Origin of the sequence: Exiguobacterium sp. s122, from assembly GCF_018618475.1 — a bacterium.
Taxonomy (GTDB): domain Bacteria; phylum Bacillota; class Bacilli; order Exiguobacteriales; family Exiguobacteriaceae; genus Exiguobacterium; species Exiguobacterium himgiriensis.
Genome location: NZ_JACSMD010000001.1, coordinates 270,487 through 290,124, shown reverse-complemented (window position 1 = coordinate 290,124; position 19,638 = coordinate 270,487). Strand labels below are relative to the sequence as shown.

Below are 19,638 nucleotides of genomic sequence, written 5' to 3'. Positions count from 1 at the left end.
CTTCACCTTACTGTAACTGCGTCTCAATATCTTTGTTCGCCGCATCTTCGGCACGTTTCATCGCCTCTTCGAGCGTCATGTCGCCCGTAAGAGCTGCCGGCAACAAGTTGTTGTATTCACGTGCGACGATGGAGAGCGAGTCTCCTTTTTGCCACGGTGTCGCATACGCGCCTGCCGCGACGAACGGTGCTTTCAATTCGTCATCTTGGAGGTTCAACTCTTCTGCAATCGATTTGAGAGATGGAAGGACGCCGGCACCTTCAGACCAAATCTTCATCCCGTCTTGTGATGTCGCGTAGTTAATGAACTCCCAGCCTGCAGGTTTTTCTTTCGAGTCGCTATTGAGCGAGTACGAGACGGTGAACATCATCGATCCGCTGTCACCCCCGATTGTCGGAACTTCTTTCGTTCCCATTTCGACATCTGGGAAGTTTTGTTCGATGTGCGAGATGGCCCAGTTGCCTTCAATCATGATGGCCGCGCGCTCGGCACCGAACGAGTCTCCAGCCCAACCTTGCCCGAGGTCAGCCGGACGTTGGACGAGTTTATCCTGATAGGCATCAACGAGCGGTTGAAGCGCCGCGAGTTGGTCTGGTTGTGAAAGAACAGCCTTTCCGTCTCCGTCAACGACGTCCGTACCGCCTGACTGTAAGACGAACATGTGACGTGCGAGTTCAGACGTCGTGATGGCCGGAACGACGCCTGACGGGAGTTCCCCTTGCAGCTCAGCGAGGAACGCTGGAAGTTCTTCCATCTCCGTCGGAATATCATCCGCCGTGAAGCCCGCCTCTTCAATCATTTGCTTGTTATAGTAAAGTCCGAGCGTCGAGTAGTCTTTCGGCAATCCAAATAACTGATCGTCTGACTTAAAGGCGTCAATCGCCGGTTCATAAAAGTCGCCGAGATCTTTGTCTGTTTGCTCGATGTATTGGTCGAGCGGTTCAAGCACGCCTTGCTTCGACAGCTCTGGCGCGAGGAACGCATCCACATAAAAGACGTCAGGCGCCGTTCCACCGACGAGATCCGTTTGGAGCTGTGTCTGGTAGTCGTTGTATACTTTCTTTTTCACTTTAATGCCAGTCTCTTCAGTAAAGGCTGCGAGCAGTTCATCAAACGCTCTGACTTCGGCGTCCGTCCCTTTCCATGTCCCGACTGTAATTTCTTTTCCTTCGAGCTCGGCCGGGTCCGACGCGACCTGTGCTTCGTCGTTTCCGCCACAAGCCGCCGCGAACACGAGACTCGATACCATTAAGACAGATAAAGAGATGCGTTTTTTATTCATGCGTGATTTCCTCCTTAGGGATAATAGCAAAATAGAAAAGTAACCGCTTTCAACTCACAACTCGATTTTATACCCGAAACGTTTCGGAAAGCAAGCATTTTTTTGTTTTGGCGAATAGATGTTGATACATCACTATTTACAGTCTATTCCTTCTCGGTCTAAAATGAGCTTAATGACATCAAATCCCATAAAGGTTCATAACGTTTTCATAAAGGAGTCATGACTATGGCCACACTAAAAGACGTCTCCCGCGCCTCCGGCTTTTCGATCACGACCGTCTCCCGCGCATTGAACGGATACGACGACGTGAACAAAGAAACACGCGACAAAATCATGAGCGTCGCGAAAGAACTTGGATATAGCCCGAACATTTTAGCGCGCAGCCTCGTCAAAAAACAGTCGAAGACGATTGGTTTTCTCGTCACGGACTTAAAACGCGAGAGCGTGAAAGATAACTTTATGTTCGAAACGCTATGCGGCGTATCCGACGAACTGTCCGAACTCGATTACGAGTTCGTCCTCCTATCGACAACGACGTCGAAACAAAAAAATAAGACGTACGGCCAAATGTGCGCCGAGCGCCAACTCGATGGCGTCGTCATCCAGGGACTGAAACGAGACGATCCATATTTGCTCGAAGCGATTGAAAGCAAAGTCCCTTGCGTACTTGTCGACATCCCAGTCGAAGGGGAAAACACAGGATATGTGACGTCGAACCAGCTCGATAGTGCCAAACAAGCGGTCCGCTACTTGATCCGACTCGGTCATCGGCACATCGCCTTCATGAATGGGGCACCTCATGCTTATGTATCAACCGTGCGCTACGACGCCTACCGTCAAGTCATGCAAGAAAACGACATTGACGCGAACGATGCATACGTGTTGAACGGAGATTTCGAGGAGACTGCGGCAAAAGACGTCGCCCTCCCGTTCTTACTGAACCACCCTGAAGTGACGGCGATTTTCTGCGCCTCGGACGTGATGGCGCTCGGTGTCCTCCAAGCGACGCGCGAGCTCGGATTGAACGTTCCGGAAGACTTGTCGATTGTCGGGTTTGACAATATCTTGTTGTCACAATACGTGTCCCCGACGCTCACAACGGTCGGACAACGCCCTTATGAGATGGGCCGGAAAGCGGCCGCGATGGTCGTCGACATCGTCGACGGGAAAGATGTACCGCACGAAGCGTTCGTGAACAATCAGCTGATTCTTAGAGAATCGGTCACAAAAAATCGGCGATGATTAGTCATCGCCGATTTTTCGTATCGTCATGAAAGCAAAGATGCCGACCGTCGCCCAGTAGAGAACAGGGAGCATTTGCACTGTGATTGGCAAGAGCGTGATGACCGTTCGCACGACGAGCGGCGCCGTGATGCCGTACGCCGTGATCGTCCATGCTTCTTTAAAACGGATTGGTACAAAGCGCCGGAAGCTTAAACCCGCCACTGCCAGTAACGTGATCAGCACGATATGAACGAGCAAGTCTAGTAGGACCGCGCCGTAAATGTAGAGCGGATAAAACCAATTTAAGTCTGACCCAACATCGCGAACGTCCGCTTCAGTCAGTTGTTCTTTATTCACAAAATTTAGCAACGTCTCGTACCCGTTCAGCTCCGTCGTGATGCCGCTCCGCTTGAATACCCATCCGTCTTCTTCAAGTAAAAGCGTCTGTTTCGCGTTCGTCGAACGCTCTTCCCCGACCATGACCACAAGATCGAGCACCGGCATGTCGAACGTAAACGGTTCTTCGTACGTCAAGCCTTGTTCCGTCACTTGAAATGACGGCAACGCCTCGTCAAACGTCGGCTGATTCAACCATTTCACACCATACACGATAGCGTTGGCCAACAAGACGGCTACCACGACATAAAAGATTGACTTCCAAATCGACTGTCCTCGAAACTGTTGCACTTTTTTGAATTGAAATCCCAGACTTGCGATCATTTGCTCCATGCCAAACCTCTTTTCTAAAACGTTTCTACCCCCATTTAATCACGATTCCGAATCAAACAAAAGAGAAGTTCATAAAAATACGGCTTGATTGTCCGAAACGTTTCGGATAGAATGGGGTCGAATCAAGAAAGCGCTTTATTATACAGGAGGTTACAATGTGGCGAAGACACTAATGAACTATACGACAGGTACTGGGGACTTACAGCATTGGCTCGTGGCGGAGGACGGTTTCCGTCCAGAATGGCTCGGGAAAGGCGAGGCAGTCTTCTCGCTCGGGAACGGCTACATGGGACTTCGTTCCGTGACAGAAGAGCACTATGCGAATGAAACGCGAAATTTGTTCGTCGCAGGGACGTTCAATAAATTTGCGGACAACGAAGTGACCGAGCTTCCGAATGCGGCCGACCTTTTATGGATGGAATTCAAACTGAACGGTGTCCGTTTTGACTTGACGCAAGGAACGATCCATTCGTATCGCCGCACGCTCAACGTCAAACACGCCGAGTTGACGCGAGAAGTGACGTGGGAGAGCCCGAACGGTGACATGTACGACCTCGTCTTCTCACGGTTCGTTTCGATGGCAAACCTACACGTCATCGCCCAGCGCGTGACCATCACGCCGAAACAAAGAACGACGCTCGCTCTCACGTCTGGCATCAACGGGCAGATGACAAATAGCGGTGTTCAGCATTTCCTTGAAGGCGACAAACGGCTCTATGATGGTCGCTTTATGCAACAGCTACAAACGACGACCGAGTCCGGCATCGACTTCGTCTTCCATAGTGTCCATCGCTTCGCCACGGCCGAGACGGTCGAACCGAAGTCGGTCATCAAGATGGACCGCCGGAAAATCTTCTTCGACTATGCGGACATCACGGTGTCGGCCGGCGAGACGCTGACAATCGAGAAGTATTCGACGGTGTTCACGTCACGTGACCGCGATGTCGAGACAAGTGATCTTGCCTCGCACGCGCTCAACGTTACAAAAGATGTCGAGGCGCTCGGCTACGATCGTCTTCTAAAAGAGCATATCGCTGCCTGGGACAAACTCGTCTGGTCACACGTGCCGATTCAAATCGAATCGACAGAAATGTTCGATCAGCTCGCGATTCGTTTCGCGCAATATCATATGGCCGTCATGACACCAAAACACGACAACCGGATGAACATCGGGGCGAAAGGATTGTCTGGCGAAGGCTATAAGGGCCATACGTTCTGGGACACGGAAATCTTCATCTTGCCGTACTATACGTACACGAACCCGAAAATCGCCCGCAGTCTCCTCGAGTATCGTTATCAGTCGCTCTCCGGGGCGCATCGAAAAGCGAAAGAGAACGGCTACGAAGGTGCGATGTTCCCTTGGGAGTCGGCTTGGCTCGATGACGGTGAAGTGACGCCGATATGGGGTGCGGCCGATATCGTAACCGGCGAGGCGACGAAGATTTGGTCCGGCTTTATCGAGCAACACATCACGTCCGACATCGCGTTCGCCACGTGGCAATACTACCAAGTGACCGGTGATCAAGACTTCATGGACCAGTACGGTTACGAGTTGTTGATTGACACGGCCAAGTTCTGGGCGAGCCGCTTAGAGTGGAATGAAGCAGCCGGCCGTTACGACATCAATGAAGTCGTCGGACCGGATGAGTATAAAGAGCATGTCGACAACAATGCGTTCACGAACTATACGGCCCATTGGAACATCCAAAAAGCAATCGAGTACGTCGACCTCCTTCGTGCCGAGAAACCTGAACTGTTCGAACGTTTGAACGAAAAACTTGACCTCGAGACGGCCGAGGAACGTTTCCATCACGTCCTTAATTTGATTTACTTGCCGCAAGTGCGCGAGGACGGTGTCTTGCCGCAAGATGATACGTACCTCGACAAACAGATCATCGATTTGACGAAATATAAGAATCAAGAAAACGTCGGTTCGATGTTCCTCGACTATAACCTCGAGCAAGTGAATGAGATTCAAGTGTCGAAACAAGCGGACGTCATGATTTTGATGTATCTCCTCGAAGACTTGTTCACGGCTGACGTGAAGCGCGCGAACTGGGAATACTATGAGCCGAAGACACTCCACGACTCGTCGCTCTCGCTGTCGACGCACAGCGTGCTCGCTTCCGACCTCGGCGACCAAGAGCTTGCGTACGACTTATTCCGGCGCGCGTCTGAAATCGACCTCGGTCCGAACATGAAGACGTCTGATGCGGGCATTCATGCCGCCTCGCTCGGCGGGATTTGGCAAGCGGTCGTCAACGGGTTCGGTGGTGTGCGGATGACCGGCGGGAAGCTCCGAATCTCCCCGATGCTTCCAAAAGCATGGACGTCCCTCACCTTCTCAATCGACTGGCAAGGCGAGACACTCGACGTCCACGCTACGCAGCAACATGTGACGATTACCCGCCGCGTTGCGTCAGAGAAACCACTCCAAGTGGAAGTATACGGAGAAACACGCGTCATCACAGATACGTTCACAAGTGACGTGTTGACGGTATGACGTACCGGCCTCACTTCCATTTCGCTCCTCCGTTCGGTTGGATGAACGACCCGAACGGGCTATGCCAATTCGACGGGACGTATCATCTGTTCTACCAGTACCATCCGTTCGGTGTCGAATGGGACGATATGCATTGGGGACACGCCACGTCGCGTGACTTGATTCACTGGGAACATAAACCGATCGCCCTCCGTCCCGGAAAGACGTACGACCGGGACGGGGTGTTCTCTGGCAGTGCGCTCATTGTGGATGACGTCTTGCACGTGTATTACACCGGGAACGTCTGGCTCGACGAGAAACGGGAAGCGTTAAAGCAAGTCCAATGCCTCGCGATCTCAACAGATGGGGTGACGTTCACGAAGCATCCTGCCAATCCTCTCATTTCCAATGAGCCAAAAGGTGGGAACGCTCATGTCCGCGACCCGAAAGTGTGGACAACGAACGGTCGGCACTACATGGTTCTCGGCACGCGTGACGCGACGGACGGAAAAGTCGTCTTGTATGACTCAGACGACGCCATTCACTGGACCGAGCGCGGCGTGATTGCCGGAGAGACAGGTGAGCACGGTTGGATGTGGGAATGCCCAGATTTGTTCCACTTAGATGGCGATGATGTCTTGCTCCTCTCGCCCCAGGGCATGGAGCCAAACGGTGACCGTTATCACAACTTGCATCAGTGCGGATACTTCGTCGGCAAACTCGATGTCGGAACGCCCGTCTATACGCACGGTGCCTTCACCGAGCTCGATTACGGGCATGATTTTTACGCGGCCCAGACGTTTTTAGACGACCAAGGACGTCGAATCTTACTTGCGTGGAACGCGATGTGGGAACGGGATTGGCCCGAGCAAGCCGAGGGGTGGACGAATCAGATGACACTTCCGCGCGAGTTGTCGCTTCGCGACGGCCGTTTGTATATGACACCCATTGAAGAAGTGAAGACGTTACGGCAAACGCGTGAGGTACTTCAAGATCCAACGTTCGAAGGGGATGCGCTCGAATTGACGTTCCGTGCAGACGGCGACTTCACACTCGATTGTTTCGGGGGCACCGCTACGTTCTCGAGACGAGGAAACATGGTCGAGTTGAACCGAGACGGCGAAATCCGCCGCATTCAAGCGGACGGACGCACATTCCGTATCTTCATCGACGCCTCGTCCATCGAAGTGTTCGTCAACGACGGAGAGTATGTATTTTCGAGCCGCGTCTACCTGGCTCAACAGGCTCATCACTCGATTTCAGGTGATGTTAAAAATCTCACACTCTATCGGCTCGCGACCGCTACGTGAACCGAAAAACAAGTGCGTCATCCATGGGATGAGGCACTTGTTTTCGTAAACGTGCATTATCAATTGACATTTTTTAGCGCTCTGTTACGGTTGAAGTATCGCTATTTTGAAGGAAGTGACATCGTGCCGTTTACCGCCCTTTTGTTGAATGCCTCCGTGGCGTTCACAGGCTTTTACTTAATCTCTAAGTTGTATCACTCTGAACACTTCGGACCTTTTCGATTCCGCGGTTTCTTAATCGGATTATTGACCGGGGCAATCGGTCTGTTCCTTATGATGAACGCGGTCCAAGTGAACGGTGAAGTGCGTGTCGACTTACGGTATTTGCCGCTCGTCTTGCTCGCGTTTTACGGCGCCCGCTTCCCTCTCTTGATTGCGACGATGATCGTCGCGAGTACCCGCTTTTTATTCGGCGTGACCGATCAAGCCGTCATCGCGTTCATTGCGACGTTCATCGTCAGCGTCGGCATGTGGTGGATTCATCGTCACATTCATCATCTGTTGTGGCAAAGTATGTTGTTACACGTCTGGGCACTCTTTGTCACTTCCGTTTCAATTTTCATTAATCTCGGATGGGATACGGCTTACATCGAGCTCGTCCTCACGTTTTGGACCGTCGGACTACTTGTTGGGACACTCGCGAGTCTGCTCGCCATCGACTTAGAGAAAGCGACACAACGCGCCAAGGCGTATAAACATTCAGCTGAACGCGACCATTTGACGGGCCTGTTCAATCGTCGCATGTGGGAAGAACGGACCCTCTCGCTCGTGTCTGAGAGACGGACATACAATATACTCGCGCTCGATATCGACCATTTTAAACACGTGAACGATACGTATGGTCATCCAAACGGCGACCTCGTCTTGAAACGGTTCGCCGAACTGTTGAAAATTGAGACGCGTGCCCATGATATCGTCGCACGTATCGGAGGCGAAGAGTTCGTTATCCTCATCTATGATCTATCACCCGAGAAAGTGGCCAAAGTCGCCGAGCGGATTCGGAAGCGAATCGCGGCTGAGGCGTTCACCTTGTCGGACGGGACGACAATTCAAATCAGTGTCTCGATCGGCATCGCCCACGGAAACGCGTTACCGGTCGAATCGATGAGTAGCCTCGCCGATACGGCGCTCTACGAAGCAAAAGACCAAGGACGAAACCGGACGGTCGTGCGACATGCCAATGCACATCGGCTTATTCCTCATTAAAAAGAAGGTGGATGGAGATGACGTCTACACGAAATTCACCCAAGCTTCAAATCACGTTTGCTTTATTCATGTTAGGAGCGGTCTTGTTGCTTCTTCGTGAGGTATACGAGCGAGAAACATTTTTGAACGAAACCTTGTACGAGCAATTTTCAATTGAGAAAAGCGACTATGATGTCGAGTTCGAGATCAATCACTTTGGTTACTTATATCGTTTGGACTTCGAGGACGAAACGAGGGTCGCCTACGAATTCTTCGTCAAAACGAATGAAGACAATGCGTACGTTGTCACCTACTATGGTCATAACTCATATGGCGACTCACCTTTGAGAGAAGACGAATTCATGACTTTAAACGAAGGTTATTAATTATGAAGAAGAGGCCACCTGACGCGAGCAAGTCGCATCAAGTGGCCTCTTTCTGAACTTTCATTAGTGGCGTAACAATTCGACTTCATCCGTCATGACGGCGTCGACAGGAGTCGTGTCGGGGAGCTCGCTCGGGTCATTGATTGTGTACAAGCGCGTTAGAATCCCTCTTTCGCTTAACGTTCGCCACGCACGCGTTCCGACGAAGGCAAGCTGTGCGTGGACGGCCTCGGCTTGAATGCGTTCGACGAATTCAATTAATTCGGGATGCCCGTCCTGCGTCAAGACGGCGATTCTCGCTTCAGGCGCGACGTCACGCAGTCGGACGAGCGTGTACGGATTGAATGACGAGAAGACGACACGGTCTTCGAGTCCGAACTCTTCCGTTGCGAGCCACGCGAGCGGTTCGATACCAGCATAGTCGAACTCGTCCGTCTTCAACTCGACGTTCACCGTGACGTCATGTGTTGCGACAAGGGCGTACACTTCCTCGAGTGTCGGGATACGTTCCCCATCGGCCTTGAGTTGGCGAATTTGTTTGAGCGTCATGTCTTTCACATAGCCGCTCCCGTCCGTCGTCCGGTCGACCGTCTCGTCATGGATGACAACGAGGCGCCCGTCTTTTGTCCGCTGCACGTCGAGCTCGATGCCGTCGACGTGCGGGAGAGCTGCCTCGAACGCGCGGAGCGTATTCTCCGGGTACTTGGCACTATACCCGCGGTGGGCGTAAAGGTGCATCTTATTGCCCCAAGGTGGAAGTCGTCTCGTCGGCTGCGCGCTTCAACGCGTCCTCGACCGACACGCCTTGATACAGGCTCTCCATCGCGTTGACGACGCTTTGACGTGACTGCGGGAACGACGAGATGAGGGCGCCTTGCGTTGCCGGTGACGTCTTCGTCTCGCTCAACTGATCGACTGTCACTTTCAGCTGCGGGTATTCGGCCCACACTTCTTCTACAATCGGTTCATTGTAAGCGTCCGGGTTAATGGCGAAATATCCGGTCTCGACATGCCACTTCGCTTGTGCTTCTTTCGACGCCACATATTTCATGAATTCCCAAGCCCCTTGTTTCGTCTCGTCTGCGATGCCGTCACCCATCCAAAGTGAGGCACCGCCGATGACGACGCCTTCACGGTCGGCTTCGTTCGGTACCGGCAAGTATGAGACACCGACGTCAAACGGTGCGTTGTCGACAACTGTACGCACACCAGCCGACGAATCAAGGTACATCGCGACGTTGCCTGATTGGAATGCGGCACGCATGTCGTCCCAGTTTTGACCGACGTTCAAGAACGTCTTCTCGTCGTACATGTCTTTAATCAAGTTGAAGGCGTTCTGCCCTTCCTCTCCGTCAAACACCGCTTTCGTCGGGGCACCGCTACGCCCGTTGTCGTTGTCGACGTAAAGCCCACCTTGCGCGGCGACGAGTTGTTCGAAGAACCAACCGTAGTTGAGGATTGTGAAGCCGGTTTGCCCATCCCCGGTTAGCGCTTTCGCTGCTTCTTTTAATTCGTCATACGTGCGCGGTGCCTTCTCCGGGTCAAGCCCAGCTTCTTTAAACGCGTCTTTGTTATAGATGAGAACCGGTGTCGACGAGTTGAACGGCATCGAGTATTGCTTTCCGTCGACTTGATAATAGCTCAAGATATTCTCTTCCCAGACGCTCGTGTCGAAGTTTTCCTTGTCGATGAATGTTTGGACCGGCGTAATCTTGTTCGTGTCAATCATATATTTTGTCCCGACCTCGAACGTCTGCATGATGGCTGGTGCGTCCGCCGAACCAGCGACAGCGTTAAACTTCGTGAGCGCCTCTTCATACGTCCCTTGGAAAATCGGCGTCACTTCATAGTCATCCTGCGACTTGTTGAAGTCGTCGACTTGATTGTTGAGCGCGGTCTCTAAGTCCCCGCTCATCGCGTGCCAAAACACGACTTCCGTTTTCCCATCCTCGGTCGCCGCTGCTTCCGGGGCCGCCTCTTCACTGCCACACGCCCCGAGTAATAACACCGAACTGGCCAACCCTGCGAATAATCCCCATTTTTTCTTCATGTAAACTTCCTCCTTTTATTTGATAGCACCTTGCGTCAAGCCTTCTTGCAATTGCTTTTGTCCTGCAAAGAGTAAGAGTAGTGTCGGGATGATGATCATGACGACGGCCGCCATGACGACGCCCCAGTCTGAGGCAATCTCGTTCGATTGCATTTGTTTAATCCCGATTTGGACCGTCCGCGCCTGCTCCGTATTCGTCACGAGGAGCGGCCATAAGTACATATTCCATGTCGTCAAGAAGCTGTACACTGACAACGTGACGAGCGGCGTCTTCGACACCGGTAAGACGACGTTCCAAAAGAAACGGAACCGGCTGATGCCGGCGATTTGGGACGCCTCGTACATCTCGTGGGGAATCGTCTTGAACTGTTGCCGAAGTAGGAACGTCCCGAATGCAAGCGCGAAGAACGGAACCGACAACCCCCACACCGAGTTGAGCCAGCCGAGCGACTGTACGGTCAAGAAGTTCGGTACCATCGTCGCTTCCCATGGCACCATCATCGTCGCAAGGAACAACATGAAGATGAGTGCTTTCCCTTTAAAGTCGATGAAAACGAACGCGAACGCGGCGAGACTCGATAAGACAACTTGCCCGACCATGACGAGGAGTGCGACGACGAGACTGTTGACGAGATACGTCAACAACGGAATCCGGTCGAACGCGGCGACGTAGTTTGCGAGTGACGGTTCTTCTGGGATGAGGTTCCCCTTCAGTACCTCACCCCCATCCATGAGGCTGATGGAGAACGCGTAGCCAATCGGGAACAGCATGACCGCAGCGCTCAAAACGAGAAGCGTGTATACGAGTGCGTTTCGCATCGTCATTGGTAATGCACCTTCCTTTCGACGAGCTTGAACTGGAGCCACGTCAAGAGGAGCACCGTCACAAACAAGAGCACGGCCTGGGCGCTCGCCCCACCGACGTTATAGTTGATGAACGCGTCCTTATAGATGGCGTAGACGATGACGTTCGTTGAATTCATCGGGCCGCCTTTCGTCAGCAAGTCGATTTGCCCGAACGTCTGAAAGGCGTTGATGAGCGAGATGATGCCGACGAAGAAGAGCGTTGGCGACAGCATCGGGATCGTGATGGCCCGAAGTTGGGTCCAGTACCCCGTCCCGGCGATGTCGGCACTCTCATAGAGCGCCCGGTCGATGTTTTGCAGTCCCCCGAGGAGAATGAGGAACGTGAACCCGATATTCATCCAGACGGTCGCGAGCGACACGGACAGGAGCGCATATTGCGGGTCGAGGAGCCACTGCACCCCGCTCGCCCCGATTGCTTCTAAAAAGCGGTTGAAGATGCCGATCGACGGGTTATACATGAACATCCAAATGACCGACGAGGCGGCGACACTCATCCCCATCGTCGCCGAGAACGCCGTCCGAAAGATGCCGATGCCACGCAGTTTCTCATTCGCAAGCAAGGCGAGACCGAGCGCGACCAGGATTGTGAGCGGCACGGTCAAAGCGACGAACCCGACCGTCGCCTGAACGCTTTGCCAAAACGTCGCACTCATGAAGAGGCTAGCGTAATGACCGAGGCCGACGAATTCGAGCGGTGTTCCTTGCGTGTCCGTCCGGAAGAAGCTCAAGTAAATCGTCCGGAGGAGCGGATAGACGAGGAAAATCCCGAATAGCGCGATTGACGGCGACAAATACAACAGTCCGCTCACCGCGTCCGAAAGCCGAGCCTTTACCCGTTGTCTCGGCAATGTGACCGTCATTGGAACACCTCCAACGCCTCGAACAGTTTCGGATGACGCGGTTCGATTCGTTCCCCGTCCGCGTCAAAGAGCGACATCTGTTTCGGGTCGATGTAACAGGCGACTTTCTCTCCAATCGAGAGCGGCCACTGGCCCGGCCATTTAGCAAGCCATTCGACCCCGCCGACGTCAAAAGCGAGAATCGTCTCCGTGCCAAGCACCTCGATGTTTTTCAGTTCGGCGTAAAACGTGACGTCCTCGTTCGCCGGCAAAATCTGTTCCGGACGGACGCCGAGCGTCGCCGTCTCTACTGTCGTCATCACGTTCGGCTGAAACTGCCGTCCGTCCGAGGCGACAAAGCCTTTCTCGCTTCGCTTCACAGGCACCAAGTTCATCGGTGGCGAACCGATGAACGACGCGACGAACGTGTTCGCCGGTTTGTTGTATAAGTCGAGCGGCTTACCGATTTGTTGGACTTCCCCTTCGTTCAACAGCATCATCCGGTCAGCCATCGTCATCGCCTCGACTTGGTCGTGCGTGACATAAATCATCGTCAAGTTCAATTTGCGTTGCAGCTGTCGAATCTCCGAGCGCATCTTGGCCCGGAGCTTGGCGTCAAGGTTCGAGAGCGGCTCGTCCATAAGACAAATCGGCGCTTCGGTGACGATTGCACGGGCTAGTGCGACCCGTTGCCGTTGTCCGCCTGATAGTTCTCGTGGCTTTCGCTTCAAATAGTCGGTGAGGCCTAGCGTCTCGGCGGCCTCATGGCACCGTTCGCGTTGCTCGAGCTTCGTCAGCCCTTTCGTATGTAGGCCGAACGTGATGTTCTTCTCGACTGACATATGCGGATAGAGCGCATAGTTTTGGAACACCATCGACAGTTGGCGCTCACTCGGCTTAAGTTCGTTCGCGGCGACACCGTCAATCCGAAGCGTCCCCGCCGTGATCGACTCGAGCCCCGCAATCATCCGGAGCATCGTGCTCTTGCCGCAGCCAGACGGTCCGACAAGCGCGAAAAACTCCCCTGCTTCGATTGTCACGTCGATGCCACGGATGACTTCGGTGTCCCCGTACGACTTTTGGATGTGTTGCAATTGAATCGACTTCATACGATGTCCTCCTTCATTCCTTGCGGCGCCCAGAGCCGTTCGTCTCCCGTCGACACGGCGAACGCACCGTGCGAGAGTGCCTGATGCACCTCACTCGGTTTTCGAATCATACCACCCGTGACAATCGGGAATGGCACGTTTCCGGCGACATGTTCGATGACGTTTGGGATGAGGCCTGGCATGAGTTCGAGAGCGTCCGGTTCGTGAGTGTTCGCCATCTTGATGCCGGACGTGATCGCGTCCGAATCGACAAGAAAGAGGCGTTGCACGGTCATGAGTCCCGCGCGTTTTGCGTGCTGGATGACCGATGCCTTCGTCGTGACGACACCGTCCGCGCCAACTCGCTTTGCCAAATAGTCGATACCATCCCGGTCAAGGCTGATGCCGTTGATGCGCTCGGCGTGCAAGAAGACGATCTTGTTCTCCCGTTTCAGGTGTGACACGTACCGGTCGAGTGTGCTGAGTGTGCCCATCATGAGGAACGTCGTCGTGACGTCCGACTGAAGGAACGTCTCGAATTGTTTCGGCGACTTGATGGAGGCGATCATCTTCTCCTGGCCGATTGTGCGAAGTGTTTCATTCACTTGACTCACCCTTTCCTAGAAAAAAGGACCAACAGAAACTAGACGTCAATGACGTACGGGCTTCTGTTGGTCTCTCGAATGTTCTACCGATTGCTATTCACTTGGCATGAGGGGTCTCACAAGTCCTATCGTAACGGACGAATGTAAATCTCCTGTGAAGCATGTGCAAAAGTTTATGAAGTGTACGTAAAAAATCGACTCACAAGGAGTCGATTCCGTCGAGCGTCTGTCTCGCCTTCGCCAAGATGTCCGCTTTGACGTCGTCATCACGGCCTTGCCAGTTCCGGAGCATCATCTTCATCCGCTGATTGTCTTTGAATCTTTCTTGATGCTTGTCGATGAAGTACCAATAGAGAGCGTTGAACGGGCACGCGTCTTCCTCGGTCGTATGTTTCGGGTTGTACTTGCAGCCTTTACAGTAGTCACTCATCCGGTCGATATACTTGCCGGAGGCGATATACGGTTTCGTCGCAAGCTTACCGCCGTCCGCATGGAGCGCCATCCCGAGCACGTTCGGCAAGACGACCCAATCATAAGCGTCGATATACAATTCGTTGAACCAATCACTCGTCTGTTGCGGTGAAACCTCGAACAGCGTTGCAAAGTTACCGAGTACCATGAGGCGCTGGATATGGTGGTTATGTGCCCGCTCAATGACCGGTTTCACACTTTGATGAACGCAGTGCATGTCTGTCTTCGCATCCCAAAAATAGTCGGGCAAGTCGCGCTCGTGTTTGAATGTGTTCACCGACTCGTAGCCGGGCATCGAGGCCACGTATACGGCACGCATGTATTCCCGCCAGCCAAGAATTTGTCGGACGAACCCTTCAATTGAAGCGAGCGGCGCATCGGTCGCGCACGCCGCATCGACGACTTCCTGCGGTGTTAGGAGTCCGATATTGATTGCCGCCGATAACAGACTATGCGACATCTCTTGATTGTCTGACAGCATCGCGTCCTGATACGGACCGAACGTCTCGAGACGTTCCTCGATGAAACGCTTTAACGCACGTCGCGCCTCACTGCGCGTCACCGGCCAGACGAATGGCGTGATGTCCCCCGGATTGTCTTGAAAATCGCGCTCGACTTTTTTGATCACGTCTTTCGTGACGGCGTCCGGGCGGAAGTGAACCGGAGCGGGGAACGTCAGCCCGGCTTTCGGCGGCTTCCGGTTATCGGCGTCAAACGACCATTTGCCACCGCGCGGCTTTCCATCTTCAAGCAACACGTCAAAGCGCTTGCGCATCTGGCGGTAAAAACGGTCCATCCGCCACGGCTCGCTTCCGAGCGTGTCAGTGGATTCCTCTTTCGTCAAATAGAAGAGCGGAACGTCCGTATGCTCGACGAGTGTATGTTTCTTCCCAAACTGCTTTAACTTCTTCTCCATGGCGACGTCGGTGACGGCAGTGTGATGGATTTCTTCCGGTTCGTATCGTTTGAAGTGGTCATCCCATGCGTCCTGGAACGAGTCGGCCTCATGATAGTCGACGGTGAAGCCTTTATCGCGTAACTCGTCAGCGAAGTGACGCATCGCCGAGAAAACGAGGACGAGCTTTTGTTTATGGTACGTCCGCCACATCGCTCGTGATGTCGCCTCAATCATGACGATGACATCGTCATCTGCCACATGGTCGAGCATCTCGAGCTCGTGGGATAGCTGGTTACCGAATATCCAAAAGGAACGCATCGATTCAACTCCTCTATTCAAATGGTTATGCTACACTCAATCTACATCTACTCGATTCGGAAAGGAATGGTTCGATGCGCTTCGCACGCCTGAAAAACTGGATTGACAGTCACTACGAGAACCCACGCGGCATCGTCGGCACGTATATCGGCGAGAAAATGGTCCGCCAACATCGAGTCGAAGTCGATTGGACGATTGACCAACTTTGGATTCAATCCAATGCCCGCGTCCTCGACCTCGGTTGCGGGGCCGGTGACGCCATTGCGCAGATGCTTCATCGCGTTGATTCCGTCCACGTGACCGGGCTCGATCGCTCTAAGACCGTCGTCCGCTCGGCATTGAAACGGAATCGGGCAGCGGTGCAAACCGGTCGCGCTGAAATCGTCGAAGCCGACCTTAGGAGGCTCCCGTTCCCGGACGCACAGTTCGACCGTGTCTTTAGCATCCACACGCTCTATTTTTGGGAAGACGTGAACGCCGTGCTTGCCGAAATCGAGCGCGTCCTTGTACCGGGTGGCTCGTTCGTTATTACGTATTGTGACGGGAAAGGTGACATCACGTGGGACGGTATCGTGTCTATCGTTCGAGAACAGTTCATCCCGGCCGCTTCCTCGCTCGGTCTGATTGACGTCATCGAAACGCGAGGGCCCGATTCGCGCGATTATCATACGGTTGCGGTGTCCGGACGAAAGGCCGTCTAACGTCAGCCCCGACTCTTCCGCGTCACTGCCACACCGCCAAACCCGCTAATGATGGCGATATAAAAACCTAAGTCATAAAACCAACCCGTGTTGTTCACCTCGTAGACGCGATACGTATCATTGAACAGCCCGAGAATCAAGGAAATGGGTGCAATCCAGCCGTGCCAAATCCCCCAAAAGAAACCAGCCGGGTCGGTCGTGTACGTCCCGTCACCCGGCACGCACCCGCCGAGCACGATACTCATAGTTAAGATGATGGCCACTACTCCAATTCGTTTCATGCAAAATCCCTCCTGTCCTCTTTATTCCCTATTTTGATTAAAAAGGCACTGACCGAAGTCAGCGCCACAATTGGACCGTGTTGGCGAACTCGATATCGGTCGCAATCTCGCCGTCGAGGGCGTGAAGGTCGAAGTCCTCACCATCGAGCCACGCTTGGAAATCGAAGACGACAGGGTCACGGTCACCACCTAGGGCGAACCACGTCTCAAGCGTCTCCGGGAAATAAGCAGCCGTATGGATCGTACCGGCCCAGCTCTTATACAGTTCCGAGAACACGCCTTTGTCGGAATCGTTCATGAGTCGGAACGCACTCTCCGCGTCTTGGACGATATGTTGATACATCTTGATTTCCATCATGCGGCGCGTCGAATCATCGAGATGGTAGCGATTCTCGTGTTGCAACAGTTCAAAATGGTTCGTGCAGATGTTCGACTCACGGACTTGGATGTCACGTGGCGTCGCCTCGACGACGCGCGTCTTCGATGACTTATCATGGACAACGTACGTGAACGAGCCACGATGTGGAATCTCTTTTAATAAGTCGACCGCCTCTTCGACCGTCGCGCACGTCTCAAGAATCATCCGCCCAATCATCTGACAGACAAAGCCGTCCCCGGGGCGTCGACGATTGATGAAGTTATAGCCCATCGCGAGCCCTTTTTCGTTCATCCCGTCCATCCGGCCCGTGACACGCGAGACAGGACCGATGACCGCATATCCTTCATCCGGTTGAAACACGTTGTATCGTCCATCATACGTCATCGGATGGTAATCGTAATTGCGGACGAGGAAATTGTCCCCCGTTAGGATGGAACAGCCGCTGACCGGGTTATTCACCCGGAAGTGACCAAAATGTAAAAGCGTATCGGCGAGCGACAGTTCGAGCTCGTCTTGGAGCCCGAGCAGTTCTTCCCAAATTTTCGGCGCGAACCGGTCGAACGCCTGTTTCGCCTCACGCTCGTCAATCTCAAAGCGCGGGACCCGCAGTTTCCATTGGTCGGTGCGATTCTCGAGCAGTTTGCTTCGTTTAATATAATTCCCTTGAAAGCGGCCAAAGTCATAGTGACTGCCGCGAAATTGTGTCAGTTCACTTGAGACGTGTTGCATGCAAAAACCTCCCTTGCGCCCATTATAGCGGACACGTGGGAGGTCTGTCTGAGATGAACCTGTTTACAACTTGAACTGACGGCTCATCTGCTGCATGTCTGAAGCCGTATGTGCCAACCCTTTGACGAGGCGATTCATCGTCTCGCTCGTCGCCGCCATTTGTTCCGTCGATGCCGCGACTTCTTCGTTGCCGGCTGTGCTTTCTTCCGAGATTGAAGCGATGTCCGAGAGACCTTGTTTGATGTCGATCTGATTTGTCTTCACCTGGACGAGCTGGGCTTGCATGGAGTCTGTCAACCGTTGCATCTCTAGGACACTCCGTTCAATCTCATGAAATGCCTGTTTCGTTGACTCGAGCGTCCGCTTCCCATCTTCCGCGGCGCGCAGACTGACCGTAAATGTCTCCCCGAGCGCAATCGAATTTTGTTTAACGCTTCCGACGATCTCCGAGATTTCGCTGACTGATTTTGCAACGCTCGTCGATAAGTTCCGTATCTCGGAGGCGACGACGGCAAATCCTTTCCCGTGTTCCCCAGCCCGCGCCGCCTCGATGGCCGCGTTCAAGGCGAGCAAGTTCGTCTGTTCCGAGATTTGTCGAATGACGGTGACGAGCGTCGTCACGTCGTCGGCTTGACGTTCAAAGTCTTTCACTTGATGTTGCGACGTCTGGACGTGGCCATGGATAGCCGTCATCTGATGGACGGCGTCCTCCATAAGGTGAAGACCTTTCGTCGTGGCATGATTGACGTCTTTTGCCTGTGCACGCACTTCGGCCCCGTCTTCCGTCGTTCGCTCGACAAGATCTGAGAACTCGTTCATATGGTCATACAACCTCATCGTCAGCACGCTTTGCTGCTCGACACCACCTGCAATGGCTTCCATCGTATGCGCAATTTGTCGTGACGCATCGTTCACTTCTTCCGAGATGGACGTCACGTTCCCGCTCTCCTCACGAACCGTTTGAGCAGACGCCTGTAACCCCGCAATCAAATCGCGGAGCATCTTCGTCATCTGGTCCATCGATGCAGTAAGCCGCTTGATCTCATCGTTTGACCGGAGCTGAATTCGCGCCATCGCCTCGTTCGCTGATGCCAAGTCGCCAGCGGCCACGAGTGTCGCGACGTGTTCGAGGTCGCGTAGCGGACGCAATTTCCACCCGAGATAACGCCAGATGACAACAGACGCCAACACGAGCAGGATGACGAGCCCAATCAACACTGGCGGCAAACTATTACGCAACACGTCGTTCGTCACCGACGCGACGTCTTGTGCACCTTTGTCAATCCCAAGGACGCCAATGACCTCATTTCCTCGTTTTATTGGAACGAGGACGGTCATGTAATCCCCATACTCCGGATCTTCCACGATCGGGGTCGTCACCTGTCCACCAGTAAAAGCCGGGCGCGCATCTTCCACTGTTGTCGCCGTCGTCGGCGTGCCGATTGCGACCGCGTCTTCCGCGCTCATGCCATCGACGATGATTTGAAGCTCGTTGCCGTCCACGGCGAGTGTATAGACGTACATCGCTCCGATTTGCTTACGGTACGTGTCGAGCTGTTCCCGAAACTGCTCGAACGTCTCTCCTGGCGTCGGATTCTGCATAAACGATGCATAGGCGTCTGCATCTATCGCTTCACTTATGCGCTTCCCGTCCTCAAGTAAGATGGCTTGCATCGAGCTGAGCACGGTTTGTTTCGTACTGATCACTTGAACTACACCGAATATGATGACGAGTAGCGTCACGAACGCGAGCATCGCCAATAAAATCCGGGTTTGCAGTGACTGGGTTTTCTTTCGTTTCATCCGTTTCCCCT

General features: G+C 53.5%; 18 protein-coding genes. 6 read left to right on the top strand and 12 right to left on the bottom strand.

From position 1 onward, the window contains the following. Window positions 1-7 precede the first annotated feature (7 nt). The gene (locus tag KNP92_RS01570; RefSeq protein WP_214835924.1) at window positions 8-1,282 is read right to left on the bottom strand and encodes an ABC transporter substrate-binding protein; all 1,275 of its coding nucleotides are present in this window, start codon (window positions 1,280-1,282) and stop codon (window positions 8-10) included. A gap of 225 nt (window positions 1,283-1,507) precedes the next feature. On the opposite strand from KNP92_RS01570, the gene KNP92_RS01565 reads away from it, so the two are divergent. After that, window positions 1,508-2,524, top strand: a complete 1,017-nt coding sequence (locus KNP92_RS01565) for a LacI family DNA-binding transcriptional regulator (protein WP_214835921.1) — start codon at window positions 1,508-1,510, stop codon at window positions 2,522-2,524. Here the strand turns inward: KNP92_RS01565 and KNP92_RS01560 are convergent, their stop codons facing one another. Beyond that, window positions 2,525-3,235 (bottom strand): DUF1189 domain-containing protein, encoded by a 711-nt coding sequence (locus tag KNP92_RS01560; protein WP_214835918.1) that lies wholly within the window; start codon window positions 3,233-3,235, stop codon window positions 2,525-2,527. A gap of 172 nt (window positions 3,236-3,407) precedes the next feature. On the opposite strand from KNP92_RS01560, the gene KNP92_RS01555 reads away from it, so the two are divergent. The 4 genes from KNP92_RS01555 to KNP92_RS01540 all read left to right on the top strand — a co-directional run bounded on the left by KNP92_RS01555 (window position 3,408) and on the right by KNP92_RS01540 (window position 8,598). Then, window positions 3,408-5,738: a glycoside hydrolase family 65 protein gene (locus KNP92_RS01555; protein ID WP_214840161.1), complete on the top strand. Its 2,331-nt coding sequence runs from the start codon at window positions 3,408-3,410 to the stop codon at window positions 5,736-5,738. Next, window positions 5,735-7,027 carry a glycoside hydrolase family 32 protein gene (locus KNP92_RS01550; RefSeq protein ID WP_214835915.1) on the top strand — a complete coding sequence of 431 codons (1,293 nt, stop codon included), beginning with the start codon at window positions 5,735-5,737 and terminating at the stop codon, window positions 7,025-7,027. Before KNP92_RS01555 ends, KNP92_RS01550 begins: the two co-directional genes overlap by 4 nt. A gap of 63 nt (window positions 7,028-7,090) precedes the next feature. Next, the gene (locus KNP92_RS01545; protein WP_251136357.1) at window positions 7,091-8,233 is read left to right on the top strand and encodes a GGDEF domain-containing protein; all 1,143 of its coding nucleotides are present in this window, start codon (window positions 7,091-7,093) and stop codon (window positions 8,231-8,233) included. A gap of 17 nt (window positions 8,234-8,250) precedes the next feature. After that, complete coding sequence (locus KNP92_RS01540) at window positions 8,251-8,598, top strand: hypothetical protein (RefSeq protein WP_214835912.1); 348 nt, start codon at window positions 8,251-8,253, stop codon at window positions 8,596-8,598. Between the two features lie 63 nt (window positions 8,599-8,661). Here the strand turns inward: KNP92_RS01540 and KNP92_RS01535 are convergent, their stop codons facing one another. The 7 genes from KNP92_RS01535 to KNP92_RS01505 all read right to left on the bottom strand — a co-directional run bounded on the left by KNP92_RS01535 (window position 8,662) and on the right by KNP92_RS01505 (window position 15,734). Then, window positions 8,662-9,336, bottom strand: a complete 675-nt coding sequence (locus KNP92_RS01535; RefSeq protein ID WP_214835910.1) for a glycerophosphodiester phosphodiesterase — start codon at window positions 9,334-9,336, stop codon at window positions 8,662-8,664. A 1-nt stretch (window position 9,337) separates the two neighbouring features. After that, the gene (locus KNP92_RS01530; RefSeq protein ID WP_214835908.1) at window positions 9,338-10,648 is read right to left on the bottom strand and encodes an ABC transporter substrate-binding protein; all 1,311 of its coding nucleotides are present in this window, start codon (window positions 10,646-10,648) and stop codon (window positions 9,338-9,340) included. 15 nt (window positions 10,649-10,663) lie between these two features. Further along, window positions 10,664-11,473, bottom strand: coding sequence for a carbohydrate ABC transporter permease (locus KNP92_RS01525; protein ID WP_214835906.1), 810 nt, complete (start codon window positions 11,471-11,473; stop codon window positions 10,664-10,666). Continuing rightward, entirely contained in the window at window positions 11,470-12,375 is a 906-nt protein-coding gene (locus tag KNP92_RS01520; protein ID WP_214835896.1) for a carbohydrate ABC transporter permease, read from the bottom strand. Before KNP92_RS01520 ends, KNP92_RS01525 begins: the two co-directional genes overlap by 4 nt. Next, a complete protein-coding gene (locus KNP92_RS01515) occupies window positions 12,372-13,463 on the bottom strand; it encodes an ABC transporter ATP-binding protein (RefSeq protein ID WP_214835891.1) in 1,092 nt (363 codons plus the stop codon). The genes KNP92_RS01520 and KNP92_RS01515 overlap by 4 nt, the downstream gene beginning before the upstream one ends. Continuing rightward, the gene (locus KNP92_RS01510) at window positions 13,460-14,047 is read right to left on the bottom strand and encodes a glycerol-3-phosphate responsive antiterminator (RefSeq protein WP_260564070.1); all 588 of its coding nucleotides are present in this window, start codon (window positions 14,045-14,047) and stop codon (window positions 13,460-13,462) included. Before KNP92_RS01510 ends, KNP92_RS01515 begins: the two co-directional genes overlap by 4 nt. A 199-nt stretch (window positions 14,048-14,246) precedes the next feature. Then, complete coding sequence (locus KNP92_RS01505; protein ID WP_214835884.1) at window positions 14,247-15,734, bottom strand: cryptochrome/photolyase family protein; 1,488 nt, start codon at window positions 15,732-15,734, stop codon at window positions 14,247-14,249. 74 nt (window positions 15,735-15,808) lie between these two features. Here KNP92_RS01505 and KNP92_RS01500 point away from each other — a divergent pair, with 74 nt between their 5' ends. Beyond that, window positions 15,809-16,435: a class I SAM-dependent methyltransferase gene (locus tag KNP92_RS01500; RefSeq protein ID WP_214835880.1), complete on the top strand. Its 627-nt coding sequence runs from the start codon at window positions 15,809-15,811 to the stop codon at window positions 16,433-16,435. A gap of 2 nt (window positions 16,436-16,437) precedes the next feature. On the opposite strand, the gene KNP92_RS01495 is transcribed toward KNP92_RS01500, so the two are convergent. From KNP92_RS01495 to KNP92_RS01485, 3 genes are all read right to left on the bottom strand, one after another. Continuing rightward, a complete protein-coding gene (locus KNP92_RS01495) occupies window positions 16,438-16,716 on the bottom strand; it encodes a hypothetical protein (RefSeq protein WP_214835876.1) in 279 nt (92 codons plus the stop codon). Window positions 16,717-16,774: 58 nt separating this feature from the next. Then, on the bottom strand, window positions 16,775-17,824 hold the full coding sequence (locus tag KNP92_RS01490) for a C45 family autoproteolytic acyltransferase/hydrolase (RefSeq protein WP_214835874.1): 1,050 nt from the start codon (window positions 17,822-17,824) through the stop codon (window positions 16,775-16,777). Window positions 17,825-17,887: 63 nt separating this feature from the next. Then, window positions 17,888-19,627, bottom strand: a complete 1,740-nt coding sequence (locus KNP92_RS01485) for a methyl-accepting chemotaxis protein (RefSeq protein WP_214835871.1) — start codon at window positions 19,625-19,627, stop codon at window positions 17,888-17,890. Window positions 19,628-19,638 lie beyond the last annotated feature (11 nt).

Bases quoted from the DNA above. Each gene is read 5' to 3' on its own strand.
- KNP92_RS01490 (WP_214835874.1), bottom strand. From the start codon at position 17,824: ATGCAACACGTCTCAAGTGAACTGACACAATTTCGCGGCAGTCACTAT.
- KNP92_RS01495 (WP_214835876.1), bottom strand. From the start codon at position 16,716: ATGAAACGAATTGGAGTAGTGGCCATCATCTTAACTATGAGTATCGTG.
- KNP92_RS01530 (WP_214835908.1), bottom strand. From the start codon at position 10,648: ATGAAGAAAAAATGGGGATTATTCGCAGGGTTGGCCAGTTCGGTGTTA.
- KNP92_RS01515 (WP_214835891.1), bottom strand. From the start codon at position 13,463: ATGAAGTCGATTCAATTGCAACACATCCAAAAGTCGTACGGGGACACC.
- KNP92_RS01485 (WP_214835871.1), bottom strand. From the start codon at position 19,627: ATGAAACGAAAGAAAACCCAGTCACTGCAAACCCGGATTTTATTGGCG.
- KNP92_RS01520 (WP_214835896.1), bottom strand. From the start codon at position 12,375: ATGACGGTCACATTGCCGAGACAACGGGTAAAGGCTCGGCTTTCGGAC.
- KNP92_RS01570 (WP_214835924.1), bottom strand. From the start codon at position 1,282: ATGAATAAAAAACGCATCTCTTTATCTGTCTTAATGGTATCGAGTCTC.
- KNP92_RS01550 (WP_214835915.1), top strand. From the start codon at position 5,735: ATGACGTACCGGCCTCACTTCCATTTCGCTCCTCCGTTCGGTTGGATG.
- KNP92_RS01540 (WP_214835912.1), top strand. From the start codon at position 8,251: ATGACGTCTACACGAAATTCACCCAAGCTTCAAATCACGTTTGCTTTA.
- KNP92_RS01500 (WP_214835880.1), top strand. From the start codon at position 15,809: ATGCGCTTCGCACGCCTGAAAAACTGGATTGACAGTCACTACGAGAAC.
- KNP92_RS01525 (WP_214835906.1), bottom strand. From the start codon at position 11,473: ATGACGATGCGAAACGCACTCGTATACACGCTTCTCGTTTTGAGCGCT.
- KNP92_RS01505 (WP_214835884.1), bottom strand. From the start codon at position 15,734: ATGCGTTCCTTTTGGATATTCGGTAACCAGCTATCCCACGAGCTCGAG.
- KNP92_RS01565 (WP_214835921.1), top strand. From the start codon at position 1,508: ATGGCCACACTAAAAGACGTCTCCCGCGCCTCCGGCTTTTCGATCACG.
- KNP92_RS01535 (WP_214835910.1), bottom strand. From the start codon at position 9,336: ATGCACCTTTACGCCCACCGCGGGTATAGTGCCAAGTACCCGGAGAAT.
- KNP92_RS01560 (WP_214835918.1), bottom strand. From the start codon at position 3,235: ATGGAGCAAATGATCGCAAGTCTGGGATTTCAATTCAAAAAAGTGCAA.
- KNP92_RS01555 (WP_214840161.1), top strand. From the start codon at position 3,408: ATGAACTATACGACAGGTACTGGGGACTTACAGCATTGGCTCGTGGCG.